Genomic DNA, 18,112 nt, shown 5'->3' with positions numbered 1-18,112 from the left:
AGTCCCTGTTGCAGGGGCTTTGGAAGCAAGGCCAGCGGAATGGCCGATAACAACAACTCAGGAAGAGTGAATGAACCTCGCCAAAACGGCGATCGAGCGCCCCATCTGGGTGGCGGTCTCGATCGTGCTGATTTTCCTGCTGGGCCTGCTCAGCATCCGGGGACTGCCGATCCAGCTGTTCCCCGACATCGACCGTCCACACCTCAACATCTCGGTGAGCTGGCGTTCAGCCTCGCCCCAAGAGATGGAGTCGGAGATCACCGACCCCATCGAGCAGGAGATGCAGGGGGTGCAGGGGCTCAAGAGCCTTGTCAGCAACAGCTATCCCGGCTTTACCGAAATCGACATGGAGTTTGCCCTCGGCACCGACATGCAACGGGCCCAACTCGATGTGATTTCGCGATTGAACCGGGTCTCGGGATTGCCGGACAAGATCGGCGGCCCCTACGTCAACAACTACAGCAGCAACGATACCCTCACCTTCTTCTTCATCCAGCAGCTACCCGGTGCCAAAGGGGTGATCGATGATCATCAGGCGCTGATCGAGGCGCGGGTCAAACCCGAGCTGGAGCGCATCGAAGGGGTCTCGACAGTCGCAGTCGAGGGGATCAACGAGCGCCAGATCCAGATCCGCTTCGACCCCTATCGCGCCGCCGAGCTGGGGGTGGAGATCCCGGTGCTGGCCAGCCGCGCCACCACCGGCTGGGACGTGTCGGCCGGTACCCTCGACATCGGTCGCTGGGAGTACAAGCTGCGCTTCGCCGGTCGCTATGATGTCGAGACGCTGGGGGACAAGGTGGTGGACTGGCGCGATGGCCTGCCCATCTATCTGCGGGATGTAGCAGAAGTAAGGGTGGCCAGGGAAGAGAACCCGGTGCTGCGGATCCAGAACGGCAATACCGCCATCGCCGCCCAGATCTTCAAGGAGAGCGGTGCCAATGCCCTGGCCTCCCTTGAGGCGATCAAGGCTCGGGTGAACGAGCTCAACCGCGAGGTGCTGGAGCCGGTCGGGCTGCACATGGAGCAGTCGTTCGATGCCTCCCTCTACATCAATCGCGCCGTCAGCATGGTCACTGCCAACCTGGGGCTCGGGGTGCTGCTCTCTTGCGCCATCCTCTGGCTCTTCCTGCGCCAGCTCAAGGCGACCCTGATGATTGCCCTCGCCATCCCCATCAGCATCATGCTCACCTTCTGCTTGCTCAAGGTGATGGATCGCACCCTCAACATCATCTCGCTGGCGGGCATCGCCTTTGCCGTCGGCATGGTGCTCGACGCCGCCATCGTGGTGCTGGAGAGCATCTACCGGCGCCACGAGCGGGGGGATTTGAGCAAGGCGGAGGCGGCGCTCGAAGGTACCCGTCAGGTGTGGACGGCGCTGGTGGCCTCCACCCTCACCACAGTCGCCATCTTCCTGCCGGTGCTGCTGCTCAACGATGTGGAGGGTCAGCTGTTTGCCGATCTGGCGCTCACCATCGCCTGCGCCGTGACGGTCTCCATGCTGGTCGCCGTCATCGTGCTGCCCGCGGTGGCGGCGCGCTGGATGGGGCGTGAAACGCTGACCGATCCCTATGAGTCGCTGTGGCAGAGCACCACTCGTCATGTGATCCGCTGGACCTCGACCTCACGCCAGCGCTGGACAGTCATCACCCTGATGATGAGTCTGCCGGCACTGGCCACCTGGGCGCTGCTGCCCAAGATGGACTATCTGCCGGACGTGAAACGGGACGCGGTGGATGTCTGGATGAACTTCACCCCCGGGGTCAACCTCAAGGCCCAGCGCGAAGAGGTGATCGATACCCTGATCGCCCGCCTTGCCCCCTACATGAAGGGGGAGAAAGAGCCTGCCCTCAAGAACTACTACATCTTGCGCTACCCGGGGGGCGCCCAGATTGGCGTGCGCCCCAAAGACGAAAACCGCATCAAGGAGCTGGAGAGCCTGTTGATGAAGCAGCTGCTGGTGGGTATTCCCGACACCCGGGTGTTCGGCGGTCAGGGGTCGCTGTTTGGCGGCTTTGACAGCGAGAACGGCGTCTCCCTGCTGCTGCAGGGAGGCAACCTGCCCGAGCTCTATCAGGCGGCCCGAGCCAGCATGGGGATCCTCAGCAAGGACCTGCCGGGAGCACAGATCCGGCCCGAGCCGAGTCTCGACTTCACCGCCCCCGAGCTCAAACTGGTGCCGCAAGATCGGCGCCTCGCCGAAGTGGGCTGGGATCGCACGCCCCTGCCCACCATCATCCAGACCTTTGGCGACGGCTTGCGGGTTGGCGAGTATTTTGACGGCGAAGATCGGCTCGACATCATGCTGATGGGACAGAGCTCCGCCAATCCGGACGAGCTGAAGGCAGTGCCGCTGGCCACCCCCTCCGGACGCATCGTCCCCCTTGGCGAGCTGCTACGGGTGGAGCACGACATGGGCCCAGCCAGTATCTTCCGGGCCGATGGGCGTCGCAGCATCATCCTGCAGATAGCACCTCCGGCGGGCATGACCATGGAGCAGGTGATCGACACCCTGAAAAACCGTAGTTTTGCCGCCATCCGCCCCCTGCTGCCCGCTGGTGGCGAGCTGCGCATTGCCGGCAATGCCGACAGCCTGCAACAGGCGCTCGACAATCTGGGGACCATCTTCCTGTTCGCCGTGGTGATCCTGCTGGTGCTGCTGTGGGGGGTGTTTGCCTCCATCAAGGATGCCCTGCTGGTGCTGCTCACCCTGCCCCTTGCCTCGGTTGGCGGCGTGCTGGCGCTGCAACTGAGCGGGCTGCTGGTGCCGCTGCCGATGGACCTGCTCACCATCATCGGCTTTGTCATCCTGCTGGGACTGGTGGTCAACAACGCCATCCTGCTGGTGCATCAGACCCGCACCGCCGAACGGGACGGTATGAGCCGTCAGCTGGCGGTAGCTGATGCCTTGCAAAGCCGGATGCGCCCCATCGCCATGACCAGCCTCACCAGCATCTTCGGCATGCTGCCGCTGATGCTGAGCCCGAGCGAGGGGAGCGAAATTTACCGCGGGCTCGCCACCGTCATTGTTGGCGGCATGAGTTGCAGCACCCTGTTTACCCTGATCCTGTTGCCTGCCTTCCTGCGTCTCGGGGAGCAGGTGGCGATCCCACAACCCCTGCGCCAGCGGGCCTGAGCAAGGAGCTCATCAATGACACATATGATTACCCGAATGTTGGCTGGCGCTGCACTGATTGCAGGCAGTGCGCTACCGGTATTGGCCGATCAGGGCAAGATGGTGACCCTGGCGGATGTGACCCAAGGGGATGCGGCCGCCAATATCTGGGTCAGCGGCACGGTGGCGAGTCGCCAGCAGGCGGCGCTCAGTGCCGAAGTGAGCGGCCGGGTGGAGTGGATCGCCGAATTTGGCAGCCGGGTCAAAAAAGGGGACGAGCTGCTGCGCCTCGACAGCGCGGCGCTGCGCCTCTCGCTGGAGCAGGCCCGCGCCGAGCAGGCGAAATGGCAGAGCAACTTGCGCTTCGCTCGCGCCGAATCCCAGCGGATCACCCGACTACACCAGCAAAAGAGCGCCTCCCAAAGCCTGTACGACAAGGCCAACTACGATGTGGAGCAGGCCGCGCTGGCCGAGCGGCTGGCCGCCATACAGGTGAGCCAGATTGAAGAACAGCTACGCCGCAGCCACATCTATGCCCCGTTCGACGGGGTGGTGAACAACCACTTCATCCAGCCCGGCGAGCATGTGGACGCGGGCGAGCAGGCGCTGGAGCTGGTCAACCCGGATCAGCCGGATATTCGCCTGCAAGCCCCCATTCTCTGGGCCCAGCAGCTTGCGCCGCAAACCCGGCTGCGAGTGGAGGGAGAGCAGCTGAGCGGTCACGGCGTCTATTACCAGCGGGCCGCCAGCGCCGACCCCAAGTCGCGCCTGATCGAGCTGCGCCTCAAACCGGAAACGGGCACCTTCATCATCGGCTCGCCGGTGCGGGTTGCCCTGCCACTGGGGGATCAGCAGAGCATGCTGCTGCCCCGGGATGCCCTAGTGCTCGGCACCGATGGCAGCGTGGTCTATCAGGTGGCGCGAAGCGGCAAGTCGCTCAAGGTTAATCGGGTGCCGGTCACCGTGCTGTTTGGCGACAGCCAGCAGGTGGCGGTGAGCGGCGCCCTCAAGCAGGGGGACCGGGTGGTGGTGCGCGGTGCCGGCAGCCTTCAGGATGGCGACACCATAGCGCTGTTCAAGGGCTAACCACGCTCGACGCAGGCTGGCCAATCTTTGCCCGCTTGACCCGGGACATACAGCCAAACGGGCCACAGTTTGCTATCTTGGCGGCCATCACTCGCGTTTAGAGCAATCAACACCCATGAGCATTATTTTGGGCATCGATCCGGGTTCGCGGATCACCGGATACGGGGTTATCCGGGTCGTGGGCGGCAAGGCCGAATACTTGGGCTCTGGCTGCATCCGCACCGATTGCGGCGAGCTGCCGGAGCGCCTCAAGCAGGTCTATGACGGGGTATGCGAGATCATCACCCAGTTCAAACCCACCGAATTTGCCATCGAGCGGGTCTTTATGGCCCGCAACGCTGACTCGGCCCTGAAGCTGGGGCAGGCCCGTGGCAGCGCCATCGTCGCCGCAGTCAACGCCTATCTGCCGGTGAGCGAATACTCCGCCACCCAGATCAAGCAGGCGGTGGTCGGCACCGGCGGCGCCGCCAAGGAGCAGGTGCAGCATATGGTGACCCATCTGCTGAAACTCTCCGCCACCCCGCAGGCGGATGCAGCAGATGCCCTCGGCGTCGCGCTCTGCCACCTGCACACCCGCCAGAGCCTGATCAAGATGGCCGGCCGCGCCAGCAGCTCGGTACGTGGCCGCTATCGCTGAGCCCTTATGTCGCCCACGGCTCATCTCGGTATCGCTAAATAAAAAACCGCCCCGGATATCCGGGGCGGTTTTGTTTTGGGCAGGTAACAACCGGCGGGACTTGTCAGATGAATGTTCTCTCACGTAGCCGGCCATATATTCAGCCGCCTTATTCAACCGCGGTATTCGCCCCGGCGAGTCGGGCCTGCTGTTCACCACGCTTTTCCAACTCCGAGCTCATGGCGAAGGAGAGCGCCTCCAGCTGGCCATCGAGGCTGGCATCGATGATCCCCACCTCGGTCTCGAGGATGCAGCCCCCCTGATCGAGGCGGGCATCGGCGGAGATCTCGAGATAGCCGATTTCGGGGAAATCCTTGTGCACCCGGGCGATCTGGTCGCGTACCGCCTGCACCTGCTCGGGATGAACCCGTATCGTCACCTGCTTCTGATTGCTCACCAGCGAGAGCGCCTCGCGCACCACCTTGAGGGTGAGCGCTACCTGATCGTAATCGTGCAGGATCTTGCGCACCGCCTGCAGCACCACCTCGCTCATCTGCTGCTCCACGGTGCGATAGTACCCCTGGCACTGTAACTGGGTCTGGTGGATCAGCACCGCCTGTTCGCGCCGGGCCTCGTCCATCCCGGCTTGCCAGCCAAGGCTCTTCTGCTCTTCATAGACGGCGCGGGCCTCGGCCACGATATCGGCCGCCTGGGCACGAGCGGCCTCTACCAACTCCTGTGCGCTCAGGTAGGAGAGGTAATCCTGGCTACGCAAAATACGCTGGCTTGGCGCCAGTTGCAGATGGTTACTCTTTATTTCAACAAATGGCAGCATTGGGGAGTTACCTGTTTGGCAATCTTGAGACAAAGCGCCCGGGCCAGTGGCAGCTGGTCAGCCGCCAAAGGCCATGATGGCCCGGGTGGCGCTGGGGGAAGTCGCAGGGCGAGACGACGGGCCCAGTCGGGGTAGCCTTCCCCGGCCGCCGCCAACCAGAACTGCAAACCAGCCTCTTCCAGCACCCCCTCATCGAGCTGAGCGGGCAGAGGCTGCTGCCAGCCAGCGGGCCAAGGTCCAATCAACAAGTCGAGCTGGGAGAGTACGGCTCTGTGCCCCTCCTCCCCCAGCAAGGCGATGATCTGGCGCAGCATCGGTGCCAGCAGACAGCGACGGATCGACTCACCGTGCAGCACGGCCCCCAGACGGCGCAACAACAGCACCAACTCACTTTGGGGAAAGAGCGCCAATCCCCCCAGTGGCGCGGGCATCTCATAGCCAATTCCCAATGCCAGCGCCTCGAGCAGGGCGCCGTTACTGGCTGGCTGCGTCCGCCACTCGGGAAAAAGTTTCGGCACCTGCGCCCAGGATGAGGGCAGGTGCGCCTCATGGAGGTAACTGGCCGGGCAAAAGCGCAGCTGATAGGGGGTCAAACCGACCGTCATCCGCGACTCCGGCTCCGGTGCCACATGTATTGCGCCAGGTTGCTGGTCACCACCAACGCCAGCAACAGGGCAATCAAGCCGCCCAACCGCCACTTTGAACCTTCGCTCACTTCAATGGAGAAGAGCGAGGTATTGCGCGGCATCAGCGGGCTCTGGCGCACATCCGCCGAGGGCACCAGCACCACGCTGATCCGGTCGTAGGCGAGCCCCTCGATACTATTGTTGACCAGCTGTTTGATCTGCGGAATGTAAGTATCGAGCTGGATATCCGCCGCATGTTTGATAAAGACCGAGGCCGATGCGGGAGAGGGTTTCTTGCTGATCCCCTCATTGCCCTCCGGCAGCACCACATGGACACGAGCCACCAGCACGCCGTCTATTTCCGACAGAGTATTGGAGATCTCCTGCGCCTTGGCATAGGTGAGGCGAGCCCGCTCCTCGGTGGGCGAGGAGATGAGGCCATCCTTGGGAAACACATCCTGCAGAGTGGAGAAGCTCTCTTTTGGATAGCCCTTGCGTTTGAGGGTCTCGATGGCCTGCGCCACGTCGGACTCCTCCACCAGCAGCTTGATGCGGCCATCCTTGTCCGGCTGCTTGTCCGAGGCGATCCCCTCGGTTTGCAGCAACGCCAGCATCTCGTTGCCCTCTTTCTGAGTGACCCCGGTATAGAGCTCCACTTTGCAGCCACTGAGCAGCAACGAGGCGCCAAGCACCCCCATCAGCATCGATCTCTTCACACTACCTCACTGGGTCTTCAACAGGGTTTCTACGTTCTGGCTCATCTTGCCCACTGTCTTGGCAATCAGCTCCTCCTGCATGGTGATCCGCATCAGCGACCACTGCATCTGCATCAGGCTGTTGGGATCATCCCCCGGGGTCGCCAGCTCGGCTTGCAGGCTCTGTTTGGCCTCGACAAACTGCTGCTTCAACTCCCCCAGCTCCCCGAGCAGGGAGCTCCCCATCCCCTGGGATGTGCTCCCCATCGCCTGTTCAAAACTGGCGACATGGGGCGAGGAGAGATCCACCGCTTTCAACTCATCCAGGCTGGTGACCACCGCCTGGGCAGACTGTGTAATTTCCATCACGCCTCCAGATCAAGTTTGTGCGAATTGCGCATCAGATTGTCTACCATGCCGTTGAGCGGGATCAGGGTCATCAGCTCGCGCCGGGCCAGTGCATCGAGAAATTGATGCCCCGCAGGCACAGCGCCCTGCCCGTCTCTGAGCTCGCTCAACAAGTTCAGCAACACCTTCTCCCGCCGCGACGCCAGGGGATCAAACTCCCGCAGGGTGGCTCGCAACTCCGGCAGATCGATGGCATCCACCACCGGCGACTGGCGCTCGCCAAAACGCGCGATCAGCTTGTCGGTGACCGGGGCAAACAGCTGCTTGCCAATATCCGGCGCCAGTTTGTCGCCCTGTTGGTAGATCTGCCAGAGCAGTTCACGCTTGGCGGCTGGTGTTACACCAGCAAGCAACCCCTCAAGGGGGGCCCCCTGTTGCCAGCGTTCGAACAGATCCGGCTCGGGGGTCTTGGCCAGCAGTCGTTCGAACTGGCGTTGAGCCATGGATTCAGGCGGGAGGGGCTGATGCAGCGGCTGCACTCCCCCCAGCTGATCGCTACCTTCAATCTTCATGACGCCATCTGCTCGCGCAGGCCTGCAGCAAACTGTTGCAAGGCGGGCTGGCCGCTCTGTTCCAGCCGCAGCAGCCGTGCGGCCAGCGCATCCTGCTGGCCAAGCCGCCACTCGCACAGGGCCAGCCAGGGCTCGATATCCGGTGTGCAGTGCTCGCCACCAAGCTGCAAAGCGGCCTGGTAATCCCCCCGGTTCATCAGGGAGGAGAGGCGAATGAGCGTTACACACTCGGTCATCTCCGGCGCACCAGCCAGCCAGTCGGCAATAATAGCCGCCTCCTGGTGACAATGGTGGCCGGTACCAGCCAGCGCAAGTTCGGCCAGTTGTCGCTTTAGTTCAGGGTTCATCATCAAATCTTCTGCAAAATACCCTGCATCAGGTCTTTCATGGCCCGAGTCACGGTGGAGTTGATGTTGTAGATCACCGACCATTTGTTGATCTTGTGCTGCAGCTCGGCCAACAGCGCCGGGTTATCCGGATTGGTTTTCATCGCCTCAATGGCCTTGTTGACCTCGGTATTGGCGTCATTGGCCTGCCCGGAGAGGTTCGATGCCACCTGATCGAGGGTGTTAGTAGTACCGTCCGCATACTTAAAGTAATCAGCCATGGTTGTGCTCCTTTAACTTGCCAATGATCGTGAGCCCCGCCTCGATGGCGTCGGCCTGTTGTTGCCACTCCCGATACTGTTGCGGGGTTCCACCACGCAGCAGTTGCCGTTTCACTTCACCCTGCGCCTGAACAAGCTGCTCATGCAGCTCACGGGCAAAGGCGGGATCAGCGCCGGACAGTCGCGCTTCCAAACTGGTCATCATGCCGCTCGGCTCCTTTTAATTTGACGATGTATTGCTGCTTGCCCTTGCTCACCACCACCGCATCGGGGCGAATAGCCAGCACCCGCACCCCGCTGGAGGTTGCGCCCCCGACCGGATAGCGCTGGTTGTCCGCCAGTACCACATAAGGCACCCGGCCAAACGAGACGCTGCGCACGTCGAACTCCAGCTCATCCTGACGCGGCGTTCTGGTCTGATTGATCAGCTCCAGCGTCGGGTGTGTACCGAACTCCCGGCGAAACTGCTGATTGACCTGCTGAAACTGGCCAAGTTGGCGCTCATCCAGCTGGCCGGAGAGTTCGAGTCGCCCACCCGCCTCACGCACCCGTAATGCACCAGCCAGCCCCTGCTCCTGCAGCAAGGCATCGAGGCGCTTGCGATAAGCCCCGGCAATCTGTACCTGATTCTCAACCCCCAGCAGGCCGGGTACCTCCTGCTTGAGCAGAGATTCAATGGTGCTCCATTTGCCATCCTGCCCCTGAATTTCACCGCTGAGCTTGAGCCAGCCAGGCTCCTTGCCATTGCGGATCTGCAGCTGTTCATAACCCAGCTTCTGCAAGATAAAGCCGGCCCCCTGCCGCAGATCTTCCATGGTGCGCAGCTCCAGCCGGTAGTTGAAACCCTTGCTATCGAGATACTGCTGCAAGGCAAGACGCGCGCTGTTCTCATCGACGTAACCCGAGAGTTGCCACAGCTCCGGATCACTGCTGTTCAGCACCACCTGACGGTAGTTTGGTGCGGCCAGAAAGCGCTTCAATGCCTGCTCACTACGAGCGGATTCGTTCTCGTCGGCGCCATGCCACCAGCCCGTTCCGAGCAGCAAGACCACGGCGACCACCAGACTCAGGCAGAGGACCCCCATCCAGACATCGGCGCCCGCTGCCCGCCGCCGCGGCGCACGAGAAGGAGCAACCACCGCCGCCAGTACCTCCAGCTGTTCGGGTAGCGAACGACTGTTGTCACAGAAGCTCCAGAGCAGCGGGCCTGCCTCCAGGCGCGTCCCCGCCCTGAGCGTCTCTCCCGCGGTCAGGGCGACACCGTCCTGAGTCGGGGTAATACCGTCCGCCCAGGCTTGCAGAGTGATCCCTTCCCCATTCACCAGCAGTACCAGATGCTCGGGGGCCATCCCCTCATCCACCAGCACCAGATCAGCCTTGAGGGGATCGGAACCGATGACCAGACGCCCCTCCGGCAGAGGAACTTCTACCCCGCGGTTGAGCCCGCGATATACGCGGCACTTCCAGCTCATCGGGTAGCGCCCTCATTGCCCGCCTGCACACACCAGCTGGCGGCCGGTGTACATTTTTGATCCTTGTTCATTTCGACCAGACGCCACCCCAGCTCATTGCCCATCCGGCACTGGGTGAGAGACGAGCTCTTGCCCCCCTGACGCAGCAGTTGCTGCACATCACGGGCTGCAGCCAGCGGCTGGCATTGCGCGCCCCCCAGCACCTTGCCAAGGGAGAGACTCTGATTGGAGATCTCATCAGCCCCGAGCACCCCGGCTCGCAAATCCTGACCATTGCCGAGGGCCAGATAGTGGGCAATACCGTCATCAATCAGACGAGGCTCGATGATAAATAGCCGCACCGAACGACGAGTCTGGGTGTCCTTGCTACGGAACAGCGCCCCCAGATAGGGGATGTCACCAAGGAAGGGCACCTTGCTCAGGTTCTCGCTCATCTCGTCGCGGTAGATACCGCCTATCAGCAGACTCTGGCCATGGCCGACCCGGGCGATGGTATCGACCACGGTGCGACTGATGGTGGGAATGCCATCGGCCCCCGCACTGTTGGGTTTCTGGTTGCCATCCTCGATGTGGAGGCTCAGGCTGATCTCGGGTCTGTCACCCATCTGGATCACCCGGGGCGTCATCCGCAACATGGTGCCGTAAGTGATCCCCTGCAGCTCGGCCACCCGCTCGCCGCTGATCTTCACGTAATAGGTTTCGCTGTGGTCGATCACCGCCTGGGTGTTTTCCTGGGTCAGCAGGGTCGGGCGGGAGACCACCTGGGCATTACCTTCGTTTTCCAGCAAGTTGACCCGGGCCAGCAGATAGTCGAGCCCTTTGGAATCCACCAGACTGCCGAGCGCGGCGCCCCCTTCAATTCCTTTGCGATCGCCGGTGGTCTTGATAATCACCTGCTGGTTGGAACCGGTGCGGATCCCCACTCGCCAATCCACCCCCAGCTGGGAGAGATCCTCGGCATTGATATCGATAATGGAGAGCGCTACTTCAATGCGGGCCGCCGGTTTGTCGAGCGCGGCGATCAGCTTGCCGTACATCGCCATCCGCTCCGGAGCATCGCGCACGATCACCGCATTGAGGGAAGGATCGGCCTGCACGATGGCCTGACCGGAGGCGGCTGCGGCGCCTTTATTGCCCTCGCCGTTGACCATCTGCACGCCAGCATCGCTCAGCAGTTTGGCCAGAATGGTTGCCACACCGGGCGCCGCCACATCGGTATCGCGGTACTGGATGGAGCGATCGGTCGCCGAGGCATACTTGAGGGGAAAGATCTCGATGGCCAGCGGCCCGGTCTTCTCGCTGCGCAGCTGGGATTGTTGCTCCAGTGCCAGCGCGGTCTGCTCGATCAGTTCAAGGTAACGGGGCGGGCCGGAGACATAGACCAGCCGGTTATCCGCATCGGGGCGCCAGCCAAAACGGGGCTCCCAAATCCCGGCTCGTTGCAGCGCCTGTTTGAGTTCTGCTGCGCCAGTCTGCTCCAGATTGATGAGACGGGACTGCACTTCGCTGTTCTTGAAGACGTAGAGCACATTACCGTCGTAGTACCAGACCAGGTTGTAGAGGGATGAGAGCTGCTGCAAAAAGGCGAGCGGCTCGTCATGTTCAAACTGACCGTTGACCTGATCGTTGACCTTGTCGCTGACCACCACGGAGACCTCGTAGTTGGCACCGAAGTTGACCAGCACGTCGCGCAGACTCTCCCCTTCTGCCACATAGCTGTAAGGCATGGGCACCCAGTCCAGCTCCTGTGCCATGGCGGGACGCTGCCACGCCATCACGGCGAGGCAGATCCACAACAGGGGACGCAGCAGGGGTTGCACACTCAAGGGTGCCATATCATCTGTCTCCATTGGGGGGCCAAGGCGGCCTCGGTCAATTGGGGTTCCAAGCGCTCCAGCAGGGCGATGTGCTGGCTCAGGCGCTCCGCCAGCAGCGCCTCATCGAGCCACTCCAGTGCGAGCCGCGCCTCCAGCTGCAAATTGCCAAGATCGTCCAGCACCAGGGCATGGGGGGCATGACGGCCCCAGGCCACCACCTGTTGCAACAGACGCTTTAGCAGCGCCGGATCATGGGCCTCAGCGTCATTCCTCTGGCTGCTTGCAAGCGGGGTACTCAGCAGCAACTCACCGTTTCTGGGGGTCAGAAAGAGGGGATAACCATCGATCCGCAGATGGTACTTTCCCTGTGCGTCGGCAATAAAAGGCCCTTGGCCAAGGTTTGCGGCCAATCGATTCAGTAGCGTTTGCATAGTTCCTCGGGCTATCTAGGGCGCAGGAGGCTGCCAGTAGAAGTGATCCTGACCCAGGGCAATGCCCCGGCCGGCCAGCCACTCATGCAGGGTTAGGGCTGCCTCGTCCTGATGGGGCAGAGCCTGCAGGGCATGCCAGAATGTGCCGAGCTCAAGCGGTACCGGCATCAGGTGAACCGGGTCCCCCTCCTTGCTCGTTTGCGCATACCAGGCAGGCCAGGCCAGCTGGAGACGTGTCTCACAATCAGTCTGCAGTCGGGTGAGCTCCTGCTCGCGCTGGTTCAACTGCTCAAGCTGATCGGCGATCCGGCTCTCCAGATCCGCCGGTACATCGACCACGGTCTGCCAGAACACAGCCTGGGCATTGAGCTGGCGGCGCATCACCTGCAACTGCTCCAGTTCGTTAAGCCAGGCGCCGTAAAGTGGTTCAAGACGCTGAACCCACCAGCGGTGCAAGGGATAGAGCACCCAGTGCCACAGCAAGGGACGATCCGCCAGATTGATGCGATCCCCCAGCTGCTGCATCCAGTCACAACGCTCACTGCCTGCCAGCCGCAAGATCTGTTGCAGCTCCTCACGCGAGACGGCCAGCGCGGCATCGAGACGGCGCTGAAACCAGATGGAGCCCAACAGACTCTCCAGTCGGGTTCTTGGCAACAGTCGTTGCAACAGGGCCATCTGCTGCGAAGTGATCACGCCGGCATCCTGATAACGGAGCACGGACAGCTGGCCTACCAGACGATCCCGACTCAGGGTATCTGGCTGGACAACGGTAACCCGACGACCTGCAAACAGGCCCTGGTTAGGTGAATGGTGATCTTGCTGACTCATGCTATGCCTTGCTCATCTTGCTGCGGGCAATAATGGAATGATGTTTCGATATGCTGGCTATTCTATCCATTGCCTCGCTCCGCGGCTTATAAAAAACGTCAGATTATTTTAGTCCGGCGTTAATCTGTGCCGTGTCGGGCACGGCTTGGCGTACAGCCAAAACGACGACGATAACTCTGGGTAAAATAGGATTGGCTGGAGAAACCGGCCTCCATCGCAATATCGACGATGCTCATTTCACTATTGAGTAATAACTGATGAGCGAAAAGGATCCGCCTTTCACTGATCCAGGCGCGTGGAGAAACACCATATATCGAGCCAAACAGCTCCTTGAAAGTGGTCAATCCCATACCGAACTCTTTGGCGAATTCGCTGAGCTTCCACTCCATCAGATAGTGCTTTTCCATAAACTGTTGCAACCGCTCGACCTGGCGATTGCTCAGCTGGCGCAAAATAGACATCAGTTGAGGCCCCTGTTCGCCAAACGCGAGCAGAAACAACAACTCTTCGGTGCGTAATTGGGCAAGTGCGGGGGGATGTTCATGTTCGGTCAACCCGCGCAGCCCCTGAATACATTGGGTCAGCAAGGGGGATGAGTGAAACGGCAACAGCGTGGGGGCCATCCCCTCCAGCCGGGGGACTTCACTCAATAGTGAACCAAAACGTTGCAAGAAGCCTTGCAAAAAGGAGTTTGACAGAGGTAGCCAAAGCAGGCGGCAGGGGCCGTCACCGGTACAGACCGCGTAGTTGCCACGGCGCACGAACAGAAGTTCGTTGGGGGATAATTCATAGGTATCGGTACAGTCCTGCCACTTCATCGATCCTTCCAGGAGAATATAAATTCCCTCTTGCGGATGTTCGATAACGTTAAAAGCAGACATGCACCACTGGAGCAGGGCCATATCGCCCTTCTCTGTGGTAGTAATGCCCTTCATGTTTTATTTTCCTGAATCTGCGTGTAGTACCAGTAACACCTCCGGAAGCGGGTCGCTCTCGGGTGCTTTATTATTGCTGTTATTTTTATTTATTATTTTGTAATCAAGTCATTCGCTGGTGAATTCAAAAATTAATCACCATTGAAATGAGGGCGGATCCTACAACAGTCACAAGCAGAAAAACCAGCCTAAAATTAGAGCTAACACACTATTTATCCAGTGCAACGACTCATACTTAATGGTGTGCTTACAGCAAAAGATACTTCGTTACAAAAAGAAACCTTCAATCTTAACTGACAAATTAATAAATGATTGATTTGAGGCTTTTTATTTAAACACAATCATTACTGACATTGTGGATAACAAGCTTTTGGCTGCAATTGAATAACCATTTTTTTGTCATTAAAAATCTTAAAAACTTTCTGCTGACTCATAGCCTGTACCGCGGTGCCATCCATAAATCGCAAGCGGGCCCGCAGATAGATCTCCCCTTCCGCCAGTTGCAGAGGGGTCAAACGCAGATCAAACAGCAATGGCAGCATGGTCACCTCATAACGGGTGGCTGCCACTTGCAACGGACGCCCCCCGATCACGCTGAGCACCGCCACCTCCACCGTCGCCGGACGTGGCAAGGCTTGCGGGAAATGCACCTCGCCCTTGAGTTGCTGTTGCGATGGCTTCAGCTCCGGGGTGGTGACACAACCGGCCAGCATGGCCAACAGCATCAGTGCCAGCAGACCTCTCATAGCACCCGGATCCGCCGTTCACTCAGCGGGGTGTGCTCGCCCTGCTGCAGTCGCTGCAACGCCAGCTCCTGGACCTGATTGAGGGTAATTGAGCGTCGCAGCAGTGCCGACAGGGGAACCTGGCTCGCATTGGCTGACCGGGCACTCACGGTTCTGCCTGCAAATGCCCCTACCTTGCCCGCCTCTACCCCATGCAGGGCCAGCGCACCTTGTGATTCCTGAATCTTCATGGTTATACCCGCACTCCCATCACCTGATCACTGCTACCTGCCTCCCGAGTACCGGGTTGCAGCAACTCCTGCCAGAACTCGGCATGCTCCAGCATGCTGGCGAGACTCTCTTCAAGGTACGCCAGGGTCAACCGGCTTGCCGCCATCTGGCGATAGAGTTGCACCGTCAGACTCTCTTCATCGAAACCGAAGTGAAGATTGAATTGATACCAGTGACGATTGAAGCTGGCCAACTGACGAAAAATCCCCTCGCCCACCTGATGCAGCTCGGCCACGTCGGCCTGCAACACCAGCTGATCCCGCTCCGGCACCAGGATCAGGCTGAGTTGCAACTGCTCGTCAAAGCAGAGCGCCGCAACCCCCTCCTGATTCAGAGCCAGGGATGGCAAACCATATTTGGTGGCAAATTCAGCGAGCAGTCGATTGATGATGACAGTTACATCCATGATTTCCTCCAGCAGAGAGGAAGAGATGTTAGCCTGCCACCGCCATGCAGGCTGTCACTCAAGGGCGGCACTTTTAAGAAAAATGGCCGGAAAACAAAAAGGCGCCCCAGTGGGCGCCTTGATTGCCATGGCGTTTATGCAACGCCGAATGCCGCTTTCCAGGCCTGATTCTGGCTCTGGGAATACTGCTGCATCAGTTGCAGCAGATCTTTCATAAAGTTGGCATTGAAGGACATATTGTCCTCGGCCTTCTGCTTCTCGCTCTGACTGATGGTCGCCTCGACCTCGTCTTCTTTCGCATTGGCCTGGCTGTCACCCTGCGCCACCTGCACCGCAGAGTTGCTCATTTGCCCCACAGACTGGGTTACGGTGTTGAACACCTGGCCCCGTTCGGAAGTGCGAGCAAATTTCTTGTCCAACAATCGGCTCGCATTACTGTCTGCAACTTGATCCTGTTTCCAGACTTTGCCCACATCAGCACGGTCAACCTGCTGGCCCTGCTTGCTCAAGCTATCAACCTTGGCGTCAATCAAGGCCTCGCGACCGGCAATCTTACCATCAAGGGATTGTTGCTGCTTGATAGTCTTGGCGCCCTTGCCCAGGCTGATCCCGCCCATAATGGCAGAGAACCCCGCCATCACGCCGGAGACCACCGCCATGGCGATCATCAGCTTGGCGCCGTGGCGCATCTCGTCAACCTGTGCCTGCTGGTTGCTGATGACCAGCTTGTTCTCGATATCCCGAACCTGCAACCCCTCCTCACGGGCCTGACGGGCCAGCTTGAACAGCAAGGACATCATATCCATCGCACTGTCCAGCTGCGCAACCATCTGGGTCACCCCTTTGGTATCGAAGGGGATGGAGGGGCGTGGCAGAGTAGGAACGCTCTTGTTCTCTGCCCCTTGCGAACGGGTCGAAGCGGCGGCCTCATGGGTAGTGGTCGCACTGCGAACCTGCTGCGGCTCACCGGCCTGCACCTCGGTCAGCGGGGCGGTACGGGTCACACTATTTGCATAATCACTGTTAATCATGGTCGGTACTCCTTAGATAGCGGCAGGTCTGCGGGCCAGGTTGTTCATCATGTCGCCCTTGGCATTGATCATCTGGAAGATCATCTCCATGGTCTGCTGGAACGCCTCGATCATCTGGGCTATCGCCTCCTTGAGCTTGTCGATGACCCCTTGCAACTCGGTCATCTCGCTCTTGCTCAAGGCAAGATCAGCCTGAGCATCGAGCGACTCGGACTCTTTCGCCGACTGGACCGTTTTGGCCACGCCACTGCTCACATCAATGAGGATATCGGCACCCTGGGTGGCCATCTTGGCCACTTTCGCCACCTGACTGGTCACTTTCACCGCTTCAGCGGTTGCTTTGGCACCAAATTTGGCGGCCACTTCACCCGCCTTGGCAACGATTTTGGCGGTAACATCCGCAACCTTGCCACCAATCTTGGCGCCCAGTTTGGCAATCGCACCGCCAATGGTCGCGCCGAAACTGACTGCGGCCGAAATCACTGCCAATGCAATCTCTATCCCCATCAGGGCTGGCCCCAGCTTCTCCATCACCTCCTTGGAGATAAGGCCATCAGCGGCAGCCTGCTGCACAGCCATGTTGACCACGCCAACGACGCCAGCTGCGATCATCAGGGCACCGGCGGCAGCACCAATCCCGGTTGCCACCATGATGGCACCGATCACCAGCGAAGCGATGGCACTGATCCAGCCAAAAATTTTGCCAAAGATACCGGCCTTCTTGGCCTCCTGAGCACTCTCTTCTGCCTCTTTGATCTTCGCCTGGTTCTCGCCGATCTTCTTCTCGTTCAGCGTGCGAGCTTGTCGGATATCATCAAGCTTCAGCTTGGTCTGGGTCTTCTCCAGATCGCTGGTGAGCTTGCCCAGCTCAATCTCGAACGCTTCGGGCGAGGTAAAGGCTGCTGTCACCAACCCGGTGGTGTACGGCAGAATCAAGCGGGTGTTCTCTTTCACCGAAGCCACCAACTTGCCGATTTCACCAAGTTGCTGCGCACTGACCTGGCTATTGCTTACCGCCAGTGGTGCGTTTAGCGAGACCCCTGACTTGCGGGCCTGACCGGCGACTTGCACCGTGGCGGCATCGAGCCGTGTTTCACTGCGAGGTTGGGTTACGGGCACCAGGCCCGCAACATCACCTGTGTTTCCCAGCGGGGAAACCTGTCTTTCATTGCTGATCGGGTTCATCTTGCAGATCCCTTCTGATTGCGATGGCTTCCAACATAACCTTGGCGCTTGCCGCCAGGTCTGCCTGCTGGGGATCTGTGTCTGCCAGCAGTCGGGCCGAGTGGAAGCCACTCTCGGCCCCGTTCAAATCACCTTGTTGCAGCCGGCACTCGGCAGCATGAAACGGGAAACGGGGATCTTTCAGGTCGAGCATGGCGCCAAAGCTGTAGCTTTGAACCGCCGTTTCAAATTCCCCCATCGCCTGACGGCAGGCACCCAGCCCGAGGAAATAACGCGGCTCGTAGTGATCCAGCATGCAGAGGGCCTGGAAGATCTTGTGAGCATCCTCCCACTTGCCGGCCTGATACTGGCCAAAGGCCAGGGCATAGAGCTGCTCCAGGGTGTCGCCCGAGATATCCTGCAGCATGGCCAGGGTGCCACCGTCAGCCATAAAGGCTTCCAGCTCTGCTTCATATTCCGGGGTCAGGGTGGTATCGGTCTGCATGATCTCT

Annotated in this window: 22 protein-coding genes; 3 read left to right on the top strand and 19 right to left on the bottom strand. The window is 60.1% G+C overall.

Features of this window, described 5'->3' with window-relative positions:
- Positions 1 to 70 precede the first annotated feature (70 nt).
- The 3 genes from AB5Y84_RS19680 to ruvC all read left to right on the top strand — a co-directional run bounded on the left by AB5Y84_RS19680 (position 71) and on the right by ruvC (position 4,835).
- Entirely contained in the window at positions 71 to 3,133 is a 3,063-nt protein-coding gene (locus AB5Y84_RS19680) for an efflux RND transporter permease subunit (protein ID WP_368177593.1), read from the top strand.
- 15 nt (positions 3,134 to 3,148) lie between these two features.
- A complete protein-coding gene (locus tag AB5Y84_RS19675) occupies positions 3,149 to 4,198 on the top strand; it encodes an efflux RND transporter periplasmic adaptor subunit (protein WP_368177592.1) in 1,050 nt (349 codons plus the stop codon).
- A 115-nt stretch (positions 4,199 to 4,313) separates the two neighbouring features.
- Positions 4,314 to 4,835, top strand: a complete 522-nt coding sequence (gene ruvC / locus AB5Y84_RS19670; protein ID WP_005334512.1) for a crossover junction endodeoxyribonuclease RuvC — start codon at positions 4,314 to 4,316, stop codon at positions 4,833 to 4,835.
- Between the two features lie 148 nt (positions 4,836 to 4,983).
- On the opposite strand, the gene ascL is transcribed toward ruvC, so the two are convergent.
- The 19 genes from ascL to acrH all read right to left on the bottom strand — a co-directional run bounded on the left by ascL (position 4,984) and on the right by acrH (position 18,105).
- Positions 4,984 to 5,649 carry a SctL family type III secretion system stator protein AscL gene (ascL, locus tag AB5Y84_RS19665; RefSeq protein WP_302245618.1) on the bottom strand — a complete coding sequence of 222 codons (666 nt, stop codon included), beginning with the start codon at positions 5,647 to 5,649 and terminating at the stop codon, positions 4,984 to 4,986.
- Entirely contained in the window at positions 5,628 to 6,254 is a 627-nt protein-coding gene (locus AB5Y84_RS19660; RefSeq protein ID WP_069528274.1) for a SctK family type III secretion system sorting platform protein, read from the bottom strand. The genes ascL and AB5Y84_RS19660 overlap by 22 nt, the downstream gene beginning before the upstream one ends.
- Positions 6,251 to 6,991 carry a SctJ family type III secretion inner membrane ring lipoprotein AscJ gene (gene ascJ / locus AB5Y84_RS19655; protein ID WP_179831119.1) on the bottom strand — a complete coding sequence of 247 codons (741 nt, stop codon included), beginning with the start codon at positions 6,989 to 6,991 and terminating at the stop codon, positions 6,251 to 6,253. The genes AB5Y84_RS19660 and ascJ overlap by 4 nt, the downstream gene beginning before the upstream one ends.
- Positions 6,992 to 6,997: 6 nt before the next feature.
- Positions 6,998 to 7,336: a SctI family type III secretion system inner rod subunit AscI gene (gene ascI / locus AB5Y84_RS19650; protein WP_005334527.1), complete on the bottom strand. Its 339-nt coding sequence runs from the start codon at positions 7,334 to 7,336 to the stop codon at positions 6,998 to 7,000.
- Complete coding sequence (locus tag AB5Y84_RS19645; protein ID WP_069528271.1) at positions 7,336 to 7,890, bottom strand: YopR family T3SS polymerization control protein; 555 nt, start codon at positions 7,888 to 7,890, stop codon at positions 7,336 to 7,338. The genes ascI and AB5Y84_RS19645 overlap by 1 nt, the downstream gene beginning before the upstream one ends.
- Entirely contained in the window at positions 7,887 to 8,240 is a 354-nt protein-coding gene (locus AB5Y84_RS19640; protein WP_069528270.1) for a YscG family type III secretion system chaperone, read from the bottom strand. Before AB5Y84_RS19640 ends, AB5Y84_RS19645 begins: the two co-directional genes overlap by 4 nt.
- On the bottom strand, positions 8,240 to 8,497 hold the full coding sequence (gene ascF / locus AB5Y84_RS19635) for a type III secretion system needle filament protein AscF (RefSeq protein WP_040065226.1): 258 nt from the start codon (positions 8,495 to 8,497) through the stop codon (positions 8,240 to 8,242). Before ascF ends, AB5Y84_RS19640 begins: the two co-directional genes overlap by 1 nt.
- Positions 8,490 to 8,702, bottom strand: coding sequence for an EscE/YscE/SsaE family type III secretion system needle protein co-chaperone (locus AB5Y84_RS19630; protein ID WP_040065228.1), 213 nt, complete (start codon positions 8,700 to 8,702; stop codon positions 8,490 to 8,492). Before AB5Y84_RS19630 ends, ascF begins: the two co-directional genes overlap by 8 nt.
- Entirely contained in the window at positions 8,665 to 9,969 is a 1,305-nt protein-coding gene (gene ascD / locus AB5Y84_RS19625) for a SctD family type III secretion system inner membrane ring subunit AscD (RefSeq protein ID WP_040065230.1), read from the bottom strand. The genes AB5Y84_RS19630 and ascD overlap by 38 nt, the downstream gene beginning before the upstream one ends.
- On the bottom strand, positions 9,966 to 11,819 hold the full coding sequence (gene ascC / locus AB5Y84_RS19620; RefSeq protein WP_368177591.1) for a SctC family type III secretion system outer membrane ring subunit AscC: 1,854 nt from the start codon (positions 11,817 to 11,819) through the stop codon (positions 9,966 to 9,968). The genes ascD and ascC overlap by 4 nt, the downstream gene beginning before the upstream one ends.
- Positions 11,792 to 12,217, bottom strand: a complete 426-nt coding sequence (ascB, locus tag AB5Y84_RS19615; RefSeq protein WP_017411838.1) for a YscB family type III secretion system chaperone AscB — start codon at positions 12,215 to 12,217, stop codon at positions 11,792 to 11,794. Before ascB ends, ascC begins: the two co-directional genes overlap by 28 nt.
- Before the next feature lie 15 nt (positions 12,218 to 12,232).
- Complete coding sequence (gene exsD, locus AB5Y84_RS19610) at positions 12,233 to 13,048, bottom strand: type III secretion system negative regulator ExsD (RefSeq protein WP_005334544.1); 816 nt, start codon at positions 13,046 to 13,048, stop codon at positions 12,233 to 12,235.
- Between the two features lie 119 nt (positions 13,049 to 13,167).
- The gene (locus AB5Y84_RS19605) at positions 13,168 to 13,983 is read right to left on the bottom strand and encodes an AraC family transcriptional regulator (RefSeq protein ID WP_019446814.1); all 816 of its coding nucleotides are present in this window, start codon (positions 13,981 to 13,983) and stop codon (positions 13,168 to 13,170) included.
- A gap of 344 nt (positions 13,984 to 14,327) precedes the next feature.
- Positions 14,328 to 14,729, bottom strand: coding sequence for a YscW family type III secretion system pilotin (locus tag AB5Y84_RS19600; RefSeq protein WP_111900818.1), 402 nt, complete (start codon positions 14,727 to 14,729; stop codon positions 14,328 to 14,330).
- Entirely contained in the window at positions 14,726 to 14,959 is a 234-nt protein-coding gene (locus tag AB5Y84_RS19595) for a T3SS regulon translocated regulator ExsE family protein (RefSeq protein ID WP_064335845.1), read from the bottom strand. The genes AB5Y84_RS19600 and AB5Y84_RS19595 overlap by 4 nt, the downstream gene beginning before the upstream one ends.
- Before the next feature lie 2 nt (positions 14,960 to 14,961).
- A complete protein-coding gene (locus tag AB5Y84_RS19590; protein WP_021229946.1) occupies positions 14,962 to 15,405 on the bottom strand; it encodes a type III secretion system chaperone in 444 nt (147 codons plus the stop codon).
- Between the two features lie 134 nt (positions 15,406 to 15,539).
- Positions 15,540 to 16,436 (bottom strand): type III secretion system translocon subunit AopD, encoded by an 897-nt coding sequence (gene aopD, locus AB5Y84_RS19585; RefSeq protein WP_338711311.1) that lies wholly within the window; start codon positions 16,434 to 16,436, stop codon positions 15,540 to 15,542.
- Positions 16,437 to 16,448: 12 nt separating this feature from the next.
- Positions 16,449 to 17,621 carry a type III secretion system translocon subunit AopB gene (gene aopB, locus AB5Y84_RS19580; protein ID WP_227096090.1) on the bottom strand — a complete coding sequence of 391 codons (1,173 nt, stop codon included), beginning with the start codon at positions 17,619 to 17,621 and terminating at the stop codon, positions 16,449 to 16,451.
- Positions 17,602 to 18,105, bottom strand: a complete 504-nt coding sequence (gene acrH, locus AB5Y84_RS19575) for a SycD/LcrH family type III secretion system chaperone AcrH (RefSeq protein WP_017411833.1) — start codon at positions 18,103 to 18,105, stop codon at positions 17,602 to 17,604. Before acrH ends, aopB begins: the two co-directional genes overlap by 20 nt.
- Positions 18,106 to 18,112 lie beyond the last annotated feature (7 nt).

It is taken from the genome of Aeromonas sp. s11 (assembly GCF_040907945.1).
Taxonomy (GTDB): domain Bacteria; phylum Pseudomonadota; class Gammaproteobacteria; order Enterobacterales; family Aeromonadaceae; genus Aeromonas; species Aeromonas veronii.
Note: the sequence above shows the minus strand (reverse complement) of the source record. Positions and strands in the feature narration are given on the sequence as shown.